At 45.7% G+C, this 17651-nt stretch carries 9 protein-coding genes; 6 read left to right on the top strand and 3 right to left on the bottom strand.

What is annotated here, in order from left to right; all coding sequences use genetic code 11:
* Position 1 precedes the first annotated feature (1 nt).
* A complete protein-coding gene (locus AK965_RS04065; RefSeq protein WP_099078405.1) occupies positions 2–3451 on the top strand; it encodes a hypothetical protein in 3450 nt (1149 codons plus the stop codon).
* A gap of 72 nt (positions 3452–3523) precedes the next feature.
* On the opposite strand, the gene AK965_RS04060 is transcribed toward AK965_RS04065, so the two are convergent.
* The gene (locus tag AK965_RS04060) at positions 3524–4528 is read right to left on the bottom strand and encodes a LacI family DNA-binding transcriptional regulator (protein ID WP_099078404.1); all 1005 of its coding nucleotides are present in this window, start codon (positions 4526–4528) and stop codon (positions 3524–3526) included.
* 367 nt (positions 4529–4895) lie between these two features.
* On the opposite strand from AK965_RS04060, the gene AK965_RS20530 reads away from it, so the two are divergent.
* The 3 genes from AK965_RS20530 to AK965_RS04045 all read left to right on the top strand — a co-directional run bounded on the left by AK965_RS20530 (position 4896) and on the right by AK965_RS04045 (position 10812).
* Positions 4896–7307 carry a hypothetical protein gene (locus AK965_RS20530; RefSeq protein ID WP_216360609.1) on the top strand — a complete coding sequence of 804 codons (2412 nt, stop codon included), beginning with the start codon at positions 4896–4898 and terminating at the stop codon, positions 7305–7307.
* A 198-nt stretch (positions 7308–7505) separates the two neighbouring features.
* On the top strand, positions 7506–9092 hold the full coding sequence (locus AK965_RS04050) for a glycoside hydrolase family 16 protein (protein WP_099078403.1): 1587 nt from the start codon (positions 7506–7508) through the stop codon (positions 9090–9092).
* Positions 9093–9483: 391 nt separating this feature from the next.
* Positions 9484–10812 carry a carbohydrate porin gene (locus AK965_RS04045; RefSeq protein ID WP_099078402.1) on the top strand — a complete coding sequence of 443 codons (1329 nt, stop codon included), beginning with the start codon at positions 9484–9486 and terminating at the stop codon, positions 10810–10812.
* Positions 10813–10974: 162 nt separating this feature from the next.
* On the opposite strand, the gene AK965_RS04040 is transcribed toward AK965_RS04045, so the two are convergent.
* Complete coding sequence (locus tag AK965_RS04040; RefSeq protein ID WP_099078401.1) at positions 10975–11880, bottom strand: helix-turn-helix domain-containing protein; 906 nt, start codon at positions 11878–11880, stop codon at positions 10975–10977.
* 261 nt (positions 11881–12141) lie between these two features.
* Here AK965_RS04040 and AK965_RS04035 point away from each other — a divergent pair, with 261 nt between their 5' ends.
* Both AK965_RS04035 and AK965_RS04030 read left to right on the top strand, forming a co-directional pair.
* Complete coding sequence (locus AK965_RS04035; protein WP_099078400.1) at positions 12142–14916, top strand: glycoside hydrolase family 3 C-terminal domain-containing protein; 2775 nt, start codon at positions 12142–12144, stop codon at positions 14914–14916.
* A gap of 196 nt (positions 14917–15112) precedes the next feature.
* On the top strand, positions 15113–16453 hold the full coding sequence (locus tag AK965_RS04030; RefSeq protein WP_099078399.1) for an MATE family efflux transporter: 1341 nt from the start codon (positions 15113–15115) through the stop codon (positions 16451–16453).
* Positions 16454–16572: 119 nt separating this feature from the next.
* On the opposite strand, the gene AK965_RS04025 is transcribed toward AK965_RS04030, so the two are convergent.
* Positions 16573–17514, bottom strand: coding sequence for a Dyp-type peroxidase (locus AK965_RS04025; RefSeq protein WP_099078398.1), 942 nt, complete (start codon positions 17512–17514; stop codon positions 16573–16575).
* Positions 17515–17651 lie beyond the last annotated feature (137 nt).

Below are 17651 nucleotides of genomic sequence, written 5' to 3'. Positions count from 1 at the left end.
TATGAATTTTGAACATTTTTCTAGCCCAACCGTAGAGGGAAGTTTCGTTGATTTAGACGGTGAACGTTACTACAAGATTTCTCACGTCGACCAAATGAACCCGTTTTTCATCAGTGTGGTTTCTGCTAGCGATCACTGGTTATTCATCTCATCCACTGGTAGCTTATCTGCGGGACGCATTCGTCCAGAGAACGCGCTGTTTCCATACAAATCCGTCGACCACATCCATGAGAGTGCGGAAAACACTGGTTCGAAAACCATCATCAAAGTCGCAGGTGAGCAAGGCGTTGCCATGTGGGAACCGTTCAATCGCCATCACGATGGGTTGTACCAAGTTGAGCGTCATCTGTACAAAAACACCATTGGTGACAAGATTGTTTTTGAAGAGCTTAACCATACGTTACAACTAAAGTTCCAATACAGCTGGAACACCAGTGAAGAGTTTGGTTTTGTTCGTCGCTCACAAATCACGGACCTATCAGGTAAGGCTCGAGAGATGGAGCTAATTGATGGTCTGCAAAACCTATTGCCATCTGGTGCGCCATTGTCGGCATTGCAAACACGGAGTGCATTAGTGGATGCTTACAAGTGGAATGAGTTGCTCGATGGTAGCTCACTTGCGCTCTTCACCATGTACGCGAAACTCAGTGATCGTGCCGAGCCTGCCGAATCCTTGCTCGCAACCACCGTGTTCAGTATCGACAATGATTACGGTCAGCGTCTATTGAGCAGCGAACAAGTGAGCGCGTTCCGTCAAGGTCGTGAAATTAGTAACGAAACCCTAACTAAAGGGGTGCGTGGTAGCTACTTGATCCACAAGTCTATTAAGCTCGACGCAAATCAGAACAAGTCTTGGTTGATTATTGCGGATATCGACAAGAATCACAGTGATGTTACGGCGATGCGCCACCGTCTTGTCCAGCCAATCAACATGACGGAAGTAGTTGAGCAGAGCATTGCTGCCAACCAGCAAGAATTGATCAGTTTGATGTCTGGCGCAGATGCGTGGCAAATTACGGCTGAAGAAGCAACCAGCGTACACCACTACGCCAACGTACTGTTTAATAACATGCGCGGTGGGGTATTTGAAAACAACTACACGTTAGACAAGAAAGATGTGCTAGCGACGATTCGCAACGCCAACCGCATTGTGTTTGAGCGTCACGTCGGGTTGTTCGCCGACCTACCGGATCAGTTTACCCATACAGAGCTTGTCAGCCTGGCCAAGCAAAGTGAAGATGCGCAGTTAATCCGTTTAAGCTACGAATATCTGCCGCTGACATTCGGTCGTCGTCATGGCGATCCAAGCCGCCCTTGGAACCACTATGAAATCAAACTTAAAGACGACAATGGTGAGCGTTTGCTTTCTTATCAAGGCAACTGGCGTGATATCTTCCAAAACTGGGAGGCGATTGCGCTTAGCTATCCTGGCTTCATTCCATCTTTCTTAGCGAAGTTTGTGAACGCATCTACAATGGACGGCTACAACCCATATCGCATCACCAAAGACGGCATTGACTGGGAAATGCTAGAGGCGGATGACCCATGGAGTAACATCGGTTACTGGGGGGATCACCAAATCATCTACTTGCTCAAGTTCTTAGAACTCGCAGATAAATATCAGCGTGAAGACCTACTTGCACTGATGCAGTCAGATATCTTCAGCTACGCCAACGTGCCTTACGAGTTGTGCGATGTTGAGAAGCTGTTCGACAATCCGAAAGACACCGTGACCTTCAATGATGAGCTGCAACACAGTATCGAACAACGCGTTGATGCAATGGGCAGCGATGGTCGATTGGTTCTTGGTCGTGACAACGACATTTACATGGTTAACTTGACCGAGAAAGTGCTAGTGCCACTGTTGGCGAAGCTCAGCAACTTGGTTCTGGATGGCGGTATTTGGCTGAATACCCAGCGTCCGGAATGGAACGATGCCAACAACGCTATTGTCGGCAATGGTTTGTCGATGGTCACGTTATATTACATGCGTCGTTATATTGCCTTTTTGCAGCAACTGCTTGCCGATGCGCCTGCTTCCGTCAGCATGTCGAAAGAGGTGTTCGAATGGTTACTTTCAACCACACGTATTCTGTCTGAGGCAGCAAAAGAGATCCGTCAAGAAACGGTGACGCGCCAAACCCGCAAAGCGATTCTGACTCAGCTAGAAAAAGCCGCAGAAGATTTCCGTCAACGTGTTTACCGTGTAAATGGCTTTTCTGGCAAGACGACAGTAGAAGCATCAGCGATTCAGCAGCTGCTTGAGGTGAGCTTAACGGTATTGGATGCCAGCATTGCTAGCAACTTACGCGAAGATGGGTTGTACAATGCGTACAACATTCTGACTTACTCAGCAGAAAGCCTGCAGGTTGAAGAGTTGTACCCAATGTTGGAAGGTCAAGTTGCAGTATTAAGTGCAGGTGTACTTACACCAGCACAAGCGGTGACCTTACTGGATAACCTATTCGCTAGCGAGATGTATCGCGAAGATCAAGACAGCTTCATGTTGTATCCAGATCGTGACTTAAGTGCATTCATGAATAAGAATTGCCTGACCGAGGAGCAAATTAGCGCGATACCAGTGCTAAGCAAAATGTTGGGCAAAGGCGATCAACGTTTGGTGATGGCTGATGCGCAAGGTCAATTCCACTTTCATGCGAGCCTAGAAAACAATGGCTACTTGAAAGCGCAAATCCACAAGTTGTGTGGTGATTACGCCGACGCGACAGATGAAGACTGGGAAGGGGTAGAGGCGCTTTACGAAGAAGTATTCAATCACAAAGCGTTTACTGGCCGCTCAGGCACCATGTTTGGTTACGAAGGACTGGGTAGTATCTACTGGCATATGGTTTCCAAGCTATTGCTTGCTGTGCAAGAAAACTACTTGGTGGCGCGTGAACTTGATGCCAATAGCGAAGAAACGCAAAAGTTAGCGGAATACTACTACCGCGTACGCGCTGGTATTGGCTTTAATAAAACACCAGAAAATTACGGCGCATTCCCAACTGACCCATACTCGCACACGCCAAAGCATGCTGGTGCGCAGCAACCGGGCATGACTGGTCAAGTGAAAGAAGAAGTGATCACGCGCTTTACTGAGCTCGGTATTATGGTGGAAAACGGTGAAATTCGTATCGATCCTCGATTGCTCAATCGTAATGAATTCCTGACTGAGCCAGCATCGTTCTCTTGTCAAAGCGTGGCGGGCAATACGCAAAGTTATGTGGTTGAAAAAGATCAATTGGCATTTACCCTCTGTCAAGTACCATTTATTTATAAGGTCGTGGGGGCTGATAAACAAGCGGGAGTGATGCTCACCAAATCAACAGGTGAGTGTCTTGTGGTGGATAGCCTCGTTATCTCGAAAGAGCTGAGCAACCCTATCTTTGCTCGTTCAGGAGAGATTGAGAAAGTGGTGGTGTCCATTCCGGAAGCATTATTACGCCCATAAACAAAACCGATACAAAAAAGGCCCCGATATCATATCGGGGCCTTTTTATTGACAACGTTTAAAATCAGAAGCTTAACGATCTCTGACAGACTCGCGTACGATTAACTCTGGTGTTAATTTATGTTTGAGTGAGTAGTCTTGCTTGTTGACCAAAGCAATCACTCCTTTCGCCGCTTCAATCCCCATTTCTCGAACCGGGAAGTTTACCGTTGTCAGTTTTGGCCGCATGTGTTGGCTGTGGCTGTCGTTATCAAAACCGACAACGGAAATATCGCGTCCGATTTCTAAGCCGCGCTCATAGGCGACGTCGTACACCGCTAATGCAATGTTGTCGTTATGGCAGAAAATGGCGGTAATGTTCGAGTCTCGTTCTAGTAAACGGCGGGCACACGTGTGGTTTAATCCGCGCTCCTCATGGTCAAAGCGGCCCTCGACTATCAGGTTCGTGTCAAATTCTATCCCAAATTCAGTTAGTGCATGGCGGTAACCTTGCAAACGATCACGACTGTCAATTTTACTTAGCTGACCTGTGATGCAGGCCACTTTAGTATGCCCACGCTCTAGCATGTGTTTTGTGGCGAGATAGCCCCCCAGTTCGTTATCGATAAAAATGCATTTATTGGCAACTTCTGGAATATAACGGTTGAGTACGATGGTCGCGGGATTCTTCTCAATGACATCAATCAACTCATCGTCAGATAACATATCTGAATGGATAATCAGTCCATCGACTTGTTTGGAGCGCAAGAAGTTGATCGAATCAATTTCTCTTGCGTGTGACTCTAAACCGCTGGTAACGATCAGGTGATTGTTGCTATCACGAACAGTGTTTTCAGCATTGTGCATTAATGGTCCATAAAATGGGCCATCTAACGACCCGACAAGCATACCAATACTGTTTGAACGACTCGATGCGAGAGCTTGGGCAAATGCATTGGGTTTGTAGCCAAGCTTCTCAATGGCATCAAATACTTTTTTTCGATTAACTTCTTTAACCGTAGGGTGTCCATTTAGTACGCGAGAGACGGTCGACTGAGACACATTAGCCAACTCAGAGACTTCTTTAATTGTGATCAACGGGAAGTACCTTATCCTCTACATAATAGGCACCATATTACTTGTATTGTGATGATAGCTAAAGAGAAAACATCACAATTACACAATTTGTTCCAGCCTAATTATCACGGCACCCAATTTTATTAATATTTTGTACGTCATGTGATCAATGCATAAAGAAAGCGCTTTCTTTATGGGGTGTCTCACGTTTTTGTTTGTTAATGACATTATGATGTAGATATGTATTGTCTCTTTTATGTCTGTGAAGACTGTAATAAGTGACCGAGATACATCGTAGATACCACACATCAAGAAAAATTGAACGCTCGCCAAAGAAAGCGCTTTCTTTTGTGGGAAAGGTCAACATGAAACAACAAGGAAAGATAGAATGAGAATAATTAATCAGCGGTCTCAATTTGCCAAAGCTGCACTGTGTTCTGCGATTAGCCTTGCACTACTGGGGTGTGGTGGCGACAGTGTCAAAACTGCTCCGCCACCTAGTGACGGAGGTGATAATGGGGGGGAGGTTGTTACGCCAACAGTATCCGTTGCACCCGACTATATATTAAATCTTGATGGTCAGCACCTCCCTTTCGGTGGAACCATAACCGATGCCAATGTTGATAACCCTGATGGCGTGTCGAGTGTAGCTTTGCGTTCGTTAAAACCACTCGGTTCGGTGGTTAAAACGACAAAACCGTCATCTGCTGAAACGTGGGCAGGAACGACTTTGCCTGATACAAAGGTTCTTGACTTCAACGATGAGCGCAGCCAGGTAACCATGTGGGTTTATGCCCCAGCCGTCGATCTACCTATCATGCTTAAAGTTGAAAATGCCAATAATCAAGACCAATTCGTTGATGTCCAAGTGAACACGACCAAAGCGAATGAGTGGGAAATGTTGACCTTCGATTTTGCTGGTAAATTGGATTCAGAGGCGGTGTACGATAAGAAGAGCTTATTCTTTGATTTTGGTAACCAAGGTACTGAGCGTGTATTTTATTGGCACAACATTCGTCATGAAGGTTATGGTTTACTTGCTCAACCGAAACCTGAAACTTACCCGACGTCAGACTCAGGCAAACCGTTATTAGGTAATCCAGAGTACCAAGCCATTTCATATGGCGCGTGGCGAACGAAAGAACGAATGGATGGTGATACGGTTCCTTCTGTGGCTGATCAGATGGAAGATATGCGAGTTCTTTCTGCCATGGGGATTAAGGTCATCCGTACGTACAACACACAAGGCTTTAAAGGCCTTGATGGTGAGAGTAACACGGAAAATCTTCTTGAAGCGATTCGTCTTCTCAAAGCAGAAGATGAAAACTTTGAAATGTATGTGATGCTAGGTGTTTGGATTGATGCTCTGAACTCATGGACTGGCCAGGCAATTGACTCTTCAGTTGATTCGCCAAATAACCAGTTGGAATTAGCGAAAGCTAAGGAGCTGGCTCTTGAATACCCTGATATCGTTAAAGTGATTGCTGTGGGCAATGAGGCGATGGTCAATTGGGCTGAGAGTTACAAAGTTCACCCATCTATCATTCTTAATCACGTCAATGACCTTCAAAGTTGGAAGCAAGAAAATGACGCGACGAAAGACTTGTGGGTGACCACGTCAGATAACTGGGCTGTGTGGGCAGGACAAGATACCAATGCAAACCACAATGAACAATCTGAACTTAAAGCGCTTATTAAAGCGGTGGACTACGTTTCCCTACATACCTATGCTTTCCATGATACTCAGTGGGATCCGAATTTTAAAACGGATTGGAAAATATCAGAGCAGGATCAATCCCTTACTAAGGAAGAGCAGATAGCTCTGTCAATGGACAAAGCTTATGTTCGTTCCTTGGAGCAATTTGCCCTCGCTCAACAATTTATCAACAGTGTCGATCCAACTAAGCCAATTCATATCGGCGAAACGGGGTGGTCTTCTCTTTCTACCGAAGCGTACGGTGCGGGTGGTACTCAAGCTGCGGATGAATACAAGCAGAAAAGATTCCACGATGATATGCGTGATTTTTCAGCGAATGAAAATGTGTCACTCTTCTTCTTCCAAGCATTTGATGAGCCATGGAAAGGGGATGCGAATAATGATGGGCATTCAGAGCAGCACTTTGGCTTGATTGATATGGATTGTAATGTCAAATACGTTGCTTGGGACAAAGTTGAAACGTTAAACCAACTGGGTTTGACGCGAGATTGTGATTTTACGGCAAGCTATGGAGGTGTTTTGTCTTCGTTGATGGCTGATGTGTTGGCACCACCGAATGCACCTATCGTACAACCGGATGAGCCGCTTGTTGACGGAGAGTTCCGAGTGCTGGGTTCGGCTGTTTATGAAGGCGCAGATGCATTTGCGTGGGAAGGCACCGCTTGGGCTGGCATTGATGATAACGGCATCTTGACCATTGCGACGGACCCTGCTAGCGCGCTCGATTGGGGATGGGGTGCCCATATTGGTGATAACAGTGTCCGTGACTTTAGCGATATTAAAACACTGAAGTTTGAGATCCGTGGTACCACCGAAAACGGTAAGCCACTGGCTGAGTTTGGTTTTGGTGTTGGCTTCCAATCGGATACGGGGGGGCAATGGGCTTCTAATCACTCAATTCGTATTAACGAGGGTGAGTATACGTTGACTGAAGAATGGCAAGTCATAGAAGTTGACATCTCTAAGTTCTCAGGCGCACCGGATTTAACCAAGGTGGTTGCACCATTCATGGTTCACAACGAGGGTAAGGATGGCCTGACGGGTGCAGATATTCAATTTAGAAACATCTCTTGGTTTAACTAACTAAAACGTCAAGTTAAAGCGTTATCGGATTTGATATCGCTTTAATCATAATCGGCTATATCACAAGGTATAGCCGAATTTTAACAATAATAATTGTCAGCATATGTGTTTGTGCAGCGCGATCAGTGCAGGCAAAAGCAGTATGCGATATGGATTGATTAGTAACATTTGCAGCGCATATGCTGCTGGAGAACTTGGATGCAAAAAAACATACTCAAACCACTTGGCCTCGCTGTGACCATGGGTTTGTTGGCAGGGTGTCAATCAACTGGTGACCACGATGGTGGAACGGATTTCAGCTTAACTAAAAAGCCTACTGTATTAACCAATACTCCTGTTGAACCAAGCGATAAATGGCAGCTAGTATGGGAAGATGAGTTTGAAGGTGACAAAATCAGCAGTCGTAATTGGTCTTTAGAAGAAAACTGTTGGGGCGGAGGAAACAATGAACAGCAGTGCTATACTAAACGCGCACGCAATGCCTTTGTTCAAGATGGCTTATTGCACATCGTAGCTCATAAAGAAAGTTTTACTGGCCCGGATGACGCAGAAGGTAAACCGGGGGCAAACAAAACGCTACCGTTTACTTCGGCACGTCTTCGCACTAAAGGTAAACGAGACCACAAATATGGTCGTTTTGAAATCCGCGCTAAGCTGCCAACCGGTCAGGGAACTTGGCCTGCATTTTGGATGTTACCAACTGACAATAAATATGGCACTTGGGCAGCATCAGGCGAAATCGATATTTTAGAAGCGGTGAACTTAAAAGCGCAATCTGATGCGCCAGGGGCGAAACCGGGTGATAAAGAAAATCGCATATACGGCAGCTTACATTATGGAAAAAAATGGCCTGATAACGTATACACAGGGCAAGCGGCTACCTTACCAGATGGGGTTAATCCAGCCGATGGTTTTCATACCTATGCAATTGAGTGGGAAGAGGGCGAAATCCGCTGGTATGTAGACAATATTCACTATGCGACACAAACGGCTGATGGTTGGTACAGTCAATATGAAGTTGATGGCCAACTGGTGAATGCAAAATCCCCAGCGCCTTTTGATGAGCGATTCCACTTATTACTCAATCTGGCGGTCGGTGGTGCCTGGTCGGCGAATGCGAATGAAAAAGGTGTGGATGACAACGATTATCCGAAAACCTTGCTTGTAGATTCCGTCAAAGTTTATCGATGTGGTGTCGATCGATGGAAAGGCAAAGGTTGTGCAGCGGTTGGTGAACAAGCGATCGTACTCGATGGTCTTAAAGCACCAGCCATTTTGGCACAAGATGACAGTTACGCAGATGGTCCACTGTTGGCGATTTTTGAAGATGCGCTCAACAGCAGCCTCGCATATGGCAGTTACGATCCAATGAATCTCATCGAGCATGAAGAAATTGACGAGGTTAGCCGCGGTAAAGTGCTTAAGATTACAAAACAAAATGGCGCAGGTAACATCTACTTCCGTTCACCGACAACGGATATAAGACACTGGTTGGAAACGGGTGAATTAGTGTTTGATATCAAAGTGGATGAGATGACCGATGGCAGTGAACTGATGGTGAAAACCGACAGCGGGTGGCCTAAAGCATCTGACATGACGGTAACATTGCCAGAAATGGGACAATGGGGTGAAGTGCGAATTAAGCTCGCGGACCTGCTTGCACAAACAAACCGTTTTGTCGCTGGCAATCAAGCTGACCCAGCGGCTATCACTAACTTACTCGTGTTTGAGCCTACAGCCGCGATGACATTTAGTTTAGATAACGTGCGTTTTGCGAAACCGTAATCAAAATGTGTAACCAAAGCTCGCAAAAGTGATTTTGCGAGCTTTTTGCTTTTCTTAATTTGGATGCTTTTGGGGCCTGTTTATAGATAACTCTCTGATACATAAATGGGCATACTCAAAGGTCACTAGACAAGAAATTGATAATTTGTATATAGATTTGTGATCAATAACCAAGAAAGCGCTTTCTTTGATGGGTGGGGTCACGGTTTATGCTTAATGATCAATTTATAATTTCAACATACTGAACAAAGTACTTGAGGCTATATATTATTGGTTTCTTTGTACTATTGTACGCATGCATATTCATTGTGATCGTCATGGATGTTCAGTTTTTTTTAAAATAAAAAGAAAGCGCTTTCTTTGAAGGCATTTGATAGAACATGGAGTTAATATGAAACTTTCTAAGCTTACCCTTGCTTGCTTGGTTGCGACAGCAGGTTTATCCGCAGCACCGGTTGTTCACGCTGAGAAATCCGATGGTTTTGAGTTCCACGGTTATTTCCGTGCTGGCGCTCTTTTCAGTGAAAATGACGATTTTAAACGCGCTAAATTCCCTGCATCGAAAGAGCGTTTAGGTCGCATGGGTGTGGAGTCTGACAACCATTTTGAGCTTGCGCTACAGAAAAACTTTGTTAATGACGCAGATCAAAAAATCCGAATCAAAACTCGCCTTGGCGCTAACAACGCACAACTAGCGTCTAACCAACTTGGTACAAACGCAGATGCAGCAAACAGTGAAGTTGGTTTAGTTGAAACGTTCGTTGAGTTTGAAAACGTTTCTGAAACAGGTGTTATCTGGGGTGGTAAGCGTTTTTACGGTAAAGAAAATTATATTTTCATGACCGACTTCTTCTATACCGATATGTCAGGGACGGGGTTTGGTATTGAAGGCGTCCAACTAGGTGGTAATGCATGGGATTTTGCTTACATTGCTAGTGATGACTCAGGCGATACAAATTTTTGGGGTGATAGTAACAATATCATGCATGCGTTGCATGCAGGGGTAAACTTTGGCTCACTTGAAGTGATGGCGATGGCGAAGTTCATGCCAGATAACGTGGTAAAACTGTCTGATGATAAAGAAGAGGTTTTCGCTGAAAGCGGCTTTGAAATGACCGGTATTTACAACAGCGATTCTGTGTTTGGCTTGTCTGATAAAGGCTTTACTAAGTACATTGTTCAAGCGGGTAAAGGTTTAGGTTCAGGTAACCTGTTAGGTGGCACTATCACCACTTACAACACGTACAAACCTGGTAGTGATTATCAAAGCTGGCTAACCACAGGTACAGGCTGTGGTACCTCATGTGTTAAAGCGGTTGATGAGGACAACATGTCGGTGCGTGGTTTGGTTTGGGGTGGTTACTTCTTTGAAAATGGCGTGAGCGTTTTCCACTCAATCCAAACGCAATATAATGATTTTGAAGATAAATCTTCAGACGGGTGGGTGTCAGCAATGGTTCGTCCTTCCTTCCCTGTTGCGCAAAACTTCTTTATCGCGACAGAAGGCGGCATGATGTACAACTATGAAGATCGTAACGGTGAATCAAAGAGTTCGTACGATTACAAACTGACGGTTGCACCAACGATGGTGGTAAGTTCTGGCTTTGGTCCGAACCCGGAAATCCGTTTGCTTGCTTCTTACCTAGGTGGTGAAGACCAAGAAGGTAACAGTAAAGATGGTGATTTTATTGTTGGTTTCCAAGCAGATATGTGGTGGTAATCACTGCTTTTGCTCATAACTCGGGTGCAGTTCTTGGGGGCTGCACCACATTAAGTTAGCAATATGCGAGAGAATAGAGTCAAAACAGGAGCCTTGATGTGTTCCAAGTTGTTTGAGTACTAACGGGGGAGCTCGATTATATTGCAGTGAATGGATGCCCATTCATAGCCGCTCAGAGAGCGGCTTTTTTATGTCGTGTAAGAAATATTCTTTACGGTAACTTCTCGGACTGCGCTGAAATTTCTGCTTAAAGCACTTCGAGAAATAATTACTGTCGGCAAAGCCACATTCTTCGGCGATGTTCAGCACCGAGCGTTCATTTTCATCACACAGCAGTTTGGTGGCGTAATTGAGCTGTACTTCTCGCAGGTATTGATTTGGAGAGGTGTTTAAGAACTGGCGAAATAGCCTTTCTAATTGACGTTTACTGATAAAGGCCGCTTTGGCTATCGCGTCACTATTCACCCCGATATCGTTAAAATGTTGCTCAATAAAGACCAATGCTCGGCTTAGTGCCAAAGTGGTCTGTGGCAAGTCCTCGCTTTGATTTTGATACATGCGCGCTAATGCGATAACCAACTGCTGCATTAAGCTCGTGAGCATGACCTCAAACCCTGGTTGTGACGCTTGGTATTCATTTTTTAACGTGTGGAGCAGGCGTTCAATTTTTGGCAATTGCTGGCAGTCGAGAGTGAGCTTCGCCTTGTATTCTGTTGTCTGGCGTGCAATGGGCTCTACTTTGAACATGGCTTGATAACCAGACAACTGACGCATCGAAGGGATTTCAAAAAATGGGGTTTGTGAGTCGAACATTAAGTTGATAATTTTGAGTCTATTGACGTCTCGAAAGCCGTGTTCAATATCGCCGTTGATGACAAACACATCGCCTTTATGCAGCGGATACTCGTAGTTGGCGACCGTGTGCTTACCGCTACCGCTTACCACCAAAAACAGTTCAGAAAAGTCATGTTTATGCGCGGCAAAATCGCAATGATGATGCCCATCCACGTAAGCAAACTTAAGGTGGGGATGTTTCTGATGTGCTTTGAGTTGATAGGTAATGCTCATGTCGCGATATTCCTTTTTTTTGTCGCCATTTTGGTAGAATGGCGCACCTGCTCAGCATACTATTTCTCCACAGTAAAAAGAATCTTAACCGGTGTTTTTAGCCTGTTTTTGCGGGGCTAGTGACGTTTTTCTTTAAAGAAAAATTCCGAGCACATCCCCTGTTAATTTCAATAATTAATAACGTGACTTCGCATGACGCAAGAGTCGTACTTAGTCAGATCTCATTCCAAGAAACAAAAGTGAACGGTTGTGTGGTTGTATATGAACAATAATCGAATTAGCCAAGCGCAAAATAACCTGGTCCCAGTCAGCCGCCAAGCCGCGGCAGAAGGGATCGTACTGCTGAAAAATACTGACTCTGCGCTGCCATTGAACGCGCAAGATAACGTTTCTCTGTTTGGTCGTTGCCAAATCGACACTTACCGCAGTGGTACTGGCTCTGGTGGCGCGGTAAACGTTCCATACGCAATCAGTGCGTTAGATGGTCTGCGTGCGAATAGTCATGTGCGTTTGAATGAAGAGTTAGTTGCGATTTATCAAGACTGGATTGCGGATCACCCATTTGATGATGGCGGTGGTGGTTGGGCTGCCGAGCCTTGGTTCCAGCAAGAAATGCCATTGACTGACGATCTGGTGGCGAAAGCGGCCGAACAATCGAACAAGGCGATGGTCTTTATTGGCCGTACCGCTGGTGAAGACCAAGATAATGCGGATGAAGCGGGCAGTTATCGCCTGACTGAGAAAGAGTTGGACATGATCGCGAAAGTGAATCGTCATTTCACCGATGTGATTATTGTAATGAACGTGACCAACATCATGGACATGGCGTGGCTTAATTCCGTTGAAAATCACTCGTCAATCAAAGCGGTACTATATAGCTGGGCGGCTGGTATGGAAGGTGGTCATGGTCTGGCGGATGTGGTGTCTGGTTTACAATCACCAAGTGGACGCCTGACGGATTCGATTGCTTACCAACTGGCTGACTATCCATCGTCTGCTAACTTTGGACGCAAAGATCGCAACGTCTACGCGGAAGATATTTACGTTGGCTACCGTTATTTTGAAACTTTCAATCCGGAAGTGGTGCAGTTTGAATTTGGTGCAGGTTTATCTTACACCGAATTTCAGCGCGAATTAGTGATGTTCAAGTACGAAGGTGCGGGGGCTGACGCTGTTATTCACTTTGATATCAAGGTAACCAACCTGGGCAAAGAGTTTGCTAGTAAAGAGGTTGTGCAACTGTATGTTGAAGCGCCACAGGGTGAATTGGGTAAGCCTTCGCGAGTTCTGGCAGGCTTTGCCAAAACGCAAACAATTCAACCAGGCGCAAGTGAAGTGGTGCGCATTTCCGTTCCGGTTGCATCGTTGGCTTCTTACGATGACAGCGGCGTGACGGGTCATCGTAGCTGCTACGTTTTAGAAGCGGGGACTTATCAGTTCTGCTTGGGTGGCAGTGTGCGTCATGCTCAAGCTATCGAAGCAACGCTGGAGCTGGAAGCGCTGTTGGTGATTGAAGCGCTAAGTGAAGCTTGTGCGCCTATCCATGAGTTTGAACGTATCAAGCCAGCACAAAAGAATGATAATGGTGTGTTCCATTTGAGCCGTGAAGCAGTACCACAGCGCACAGTAAATTTGGCGGAACGTATTCAAGCGAACATGCCACGCAGTTATGAAATCACCGGTAACCAAGGCATTAAACTTATCGACGTTAAGCAGGGCAAAGCAAGCCTAGCCACGTTTGTCGCTCAAATGACACCAGAGCAGTTAGCAACCATTGTTCGCGGTGAAGGCATGTGCAGCCCAAAAGTCACGCCGGGGACGGCTGCTGCCTTTGGAGGGGTGTGTGACAGTCTGTTTGAATTGGGGATTCCAGTTGCAGCAGCAGCGGATGGCCCTTCTGGAATCCGTATGGACAGCGGTCATAAAGCGACCCAAGTTCCGATCGGCACGTTGCTCGGTTGTACTTGGAACTCAGCGTTGAACGAAGAGTTGTTTTATTTGATCGGCCAAGAGCTACGAGCGAATCACATCGATACCTTGCTTGGTCCTGGCATTAATATTCATCGTCATCCATTAAATGGCCGTAACTTTGAGTATTTCTCTGAAGACCCGTTTATGACGGGTGTCATGGCGGCGGCGCAAACTCGTGGCTTAAGTAAGGCGGGGGTGTCGGGCACCATCAAACATTATGCGGCAAACGATCAGGAAACCGCGCGTGTTGATGTCGACAGCATTATGTCGGAACGTGCGCTACGTGAAGTGCATATTAAACCTTTCGAGATGGCGGTGAAAGAGGGGCAGGCATCGACCATCATGACGTCGTATAACCCGGTTAATGGTCATTGGGCGGCATCAAACTATGATCTTAACACCACGATTTTGCGTGAAGAATGGGGCTACACTGGTATCGTCATGACGGATTGGTGGGCGAAAATGAACGATCCTGTTGAAGCTGGAGCGGAGAGTAAAACCTTCACCTCGTTCATGGTGCGTGCACAAAATGACCTGTATATGGTGGTGGAAAATGATGGCGCTGAAAGCAATGCTATGGGCGATGACACGTTAGAAGCGTTGGAAAACGGCACGCTCACTATTGGCGAATTACAACGCAGTGCGATGAACATTTGTCGCTTTATTATGGCTGCGCCAGTTATGGATCGCCCGTTGAAGGCGTATGAGCCGATCAAAACATTTGTTGCGCAAAACGAAGCGCCAGAGGCGCAAATTCAACCTATTGGTCAAGATATTGTACTGAATACAAAAGTGAATGCTTCGGTGGTTATCGAAGTCCGTGAGGCAGGGGTTTACCAGTTTAATGGTGTGATGAAGTACGAGCGAGATTCGTTGGCGCAATCATCGTGCAGTTTGTCGTTTAATGGTGATTTTAGCATGACGCTGCCATTGCACGGCACCGACGGTGAGTTAATCACGGTCGAAGGTTTACAAGTGAAGTTGACCCCGGGTTTTTACACCTTAGATATTGACTTTGTTAAGCCAGGCTTAGAGCTAGAAAAAATCGCCATTATCAAACAATAGGCACTAAATGATAGCGTGACGTTATGGTTTCAGTGTGGATGGAGCGGTCGAGGGGGCATTTTCTTAAAAATAACCTTAAAAGTAACGTGACTTTGAGTACAAAAGTTATACAATCCGCGCACAAAATCAGTCAATAATACCAACTGCTTCACAGTTTTCTGTGGAGCAGTTTTTAGTTTTAAGAAAGGTCAGATAGATGCCGAAAAGCCAAAACATCAACCAGCGCATGTCCATTGTGGCATTGGCTTGGCCGATACTTGTTGAAATACTGCTAAGGACAGCACTAGGCACTAGTGATGTGTTCATGCTAAGTGGTTACTCAGATAAAGCGGTATCTGCGGTCGGTGTTATCACTCAACTTACGTTCTTCCTTATCATTGTTTCGACTTTCGTTAGCAGCGGAACAGGGATATTGATTGCGCAATATAACGGTGCAGGGCGTGAGAATGATTCAGTGAACGTCGGCGTTGCGAGTATTGTACTGTCGGTGATTGTGGGTGTGTTTCTTAGTGTGCTCGCTGTCATTGGTGCGGTGTTCTTCTTACCGTATTACGGCCTTGAAGCTCAAGTGGAACAGTATGCTCGTGAATATCTGCTGATCAGCGGTGCAATGACGTTTAACGTCACCATGGGTATTGTTTTCACAACGATTTTGCGTAGCCATGGCTATTCACGTTCGCCAATGGTAGTGAACTTGATCAGTGGCGTGTTTAACATTATTGGTAACTATATTGCTCTTTATCAACCGTTCGGTTTACCGGTGTATGGTGTAGAGGGGGTTGCAGTGGCAACTGTGGTTAGCCAAGTGATTGGAACATTGATGCTTGGCGTGATTCTTACCCGTAGCCGCATTGAAGTGCCAATGTCTAAGTTTAAGCAAGTGCCGGGTGAGGTTTATAAAAAGATTCTCAAGATTGGCGGTATGAACGCTGGAGAGGTGCTATCTTACAATATGGCACAAATCTGTATTGTCTACTTTGTGGTACAGATGGGCACATCATCACTTGCCGCTCTGACTTATGCGCAAAATATTGCACGTTTCTCGTTTGCGTTTGCGTTGGCAATCGGTCAGGCCGCGCAAATCCAGACGGGGTACTACATTGGCAAAGGTTGGGTAACCAGTATTCTTAAGCGCGTACAAATCTACTTCTTGGTGGGTTTTGTAGCCTCAACCGTTGTGACGGCTTTGATTTATTTTTTCCGTGATGACATTTTAGCGGTGTTCACCGATCAGCCCGAAATCTTGGCGTTGACCGGCACTCTGATTATGGGGTCGATCCTGCTAGAAGCCGGGCGCGTATTTAACTTAATTTTCATCTCGGCACTGAAAGGAGCGGGTGATATTAAGTTCCCTGTTCAAATGGGGATTCTGAGTATGTGGGGATTAGGTGTCGTGTTCTCCTATATCTTCGGTATTCATCTTGGCTATGGTGTCATTGGCGCATGGATGGCGATTGCCCTGGATGAATGGGTACGAGGTATCATCATGGCAAGACGCTGGCGCTCGCAGGTGTGGACGAAGTTTAAGGTGAGTTAACATCGTTCATTGATTGATTGATGGTGATGGATTTAGTGAAATTGGTGTGACAAGAAGAGTGGATTGATTTACCACTCTTCTTGTTTTTACAACGCTATCGAATAGAGGGGCGTTTTCGTTCAGTCTTCAAAACGTTGTTCAAGGAAGGAAGTCGGCGGAACAAAGTAATTGTTCCCCGTTTTAGCTTCTACGAAATCCAGCAGCCGATCGTAATGGCCTTGATCGTCAGCATGAATCATTTGAGTGAGAGAGGTTTCAATAACCGAAACCGAAGCGGAAAATCCGACGAACATGGTTCCGTGCTCTAACGCATTGCCGTAAGGACGGTTTTGACGAAACATTTTGATCTCTTCCCCCTCAATTTCTACTTTGCTTTTCGCGTTATGCGCCCAAACGGGTTTGGTGTCATCGTCTAGTTCAATGTCATCCATTTTCGTTCGACCGACTACCATCTCTTGCTGCTCTGTAGGTAATGCATCCCAGTCATTATCACGATCGACATAACGTTGAACCACTAAATAGCTGCCACCGATTTCGTTTTCATTCCCGTTGGCGACGACAACAGAGGCGATGCGCTCATGATCGATTGGGTTTTCCGTGCCATCAACAAAGTCAATCATGTCTCGATTATCTAGGTACTTAAAGCCTTGAACATCTTCGATTAAGTTTGTAATTGTTTTGAGTGCTTTTGCGCTGTACTTGGCTACCTGGAAGTTAAGGTCTTTTCGTTCTGATTTGATCATTAAGAAAATGTCACCCTCAGTAGAGGGAAAGCGTCTTGGACCATTTTCCATTTGAGGAAATGGATGTAACTCTGATGGCAATGCAACATCAGGAAAAAGCATAGGCCAAGCGTTAGCTGAAAAGCCATAAGTGACACTCAGATTGGCCGAAGGGTCTTTTTGTCGGATCGATTTCTCGATGCCCGGCAGTTGTGAAAGGGCGGACGTAATCTCATCGATGTGCATCCATTGGTCCTTAAGCGCAAAGGTTAAAAACTCAGCGTGAGTGGTTGGGTCTGTGAGTGCGCCTGGCTGGGCAAGTTTGGCAAGTTCCTTCATATTCAACCTTATCAAAAATATCGGGACGGTTGGAATGAGTATAGGACAGCTTTCTTTAAATAAGAGTACGCAGTAACAGGTGGTGTTTTAGAGCTATTTAGAACAGCATTACCTTGCGGATGCGGATGCGGATGCGG

Origin of the sequence: Vibrio sp. PID17_43, from assembly GCF_002608565.1 — a bacterium.
Taxonomy (GTDB): Bacteria; Pseudomonadota; Gammaproteobacteria; order Enterobacterales; family Vibrionaceae; genus Vibrio.
Note: the sequence above shows the minus strand (reverse complement) of the source record. Positions and strands in the feature narration are given on the sequence as shown.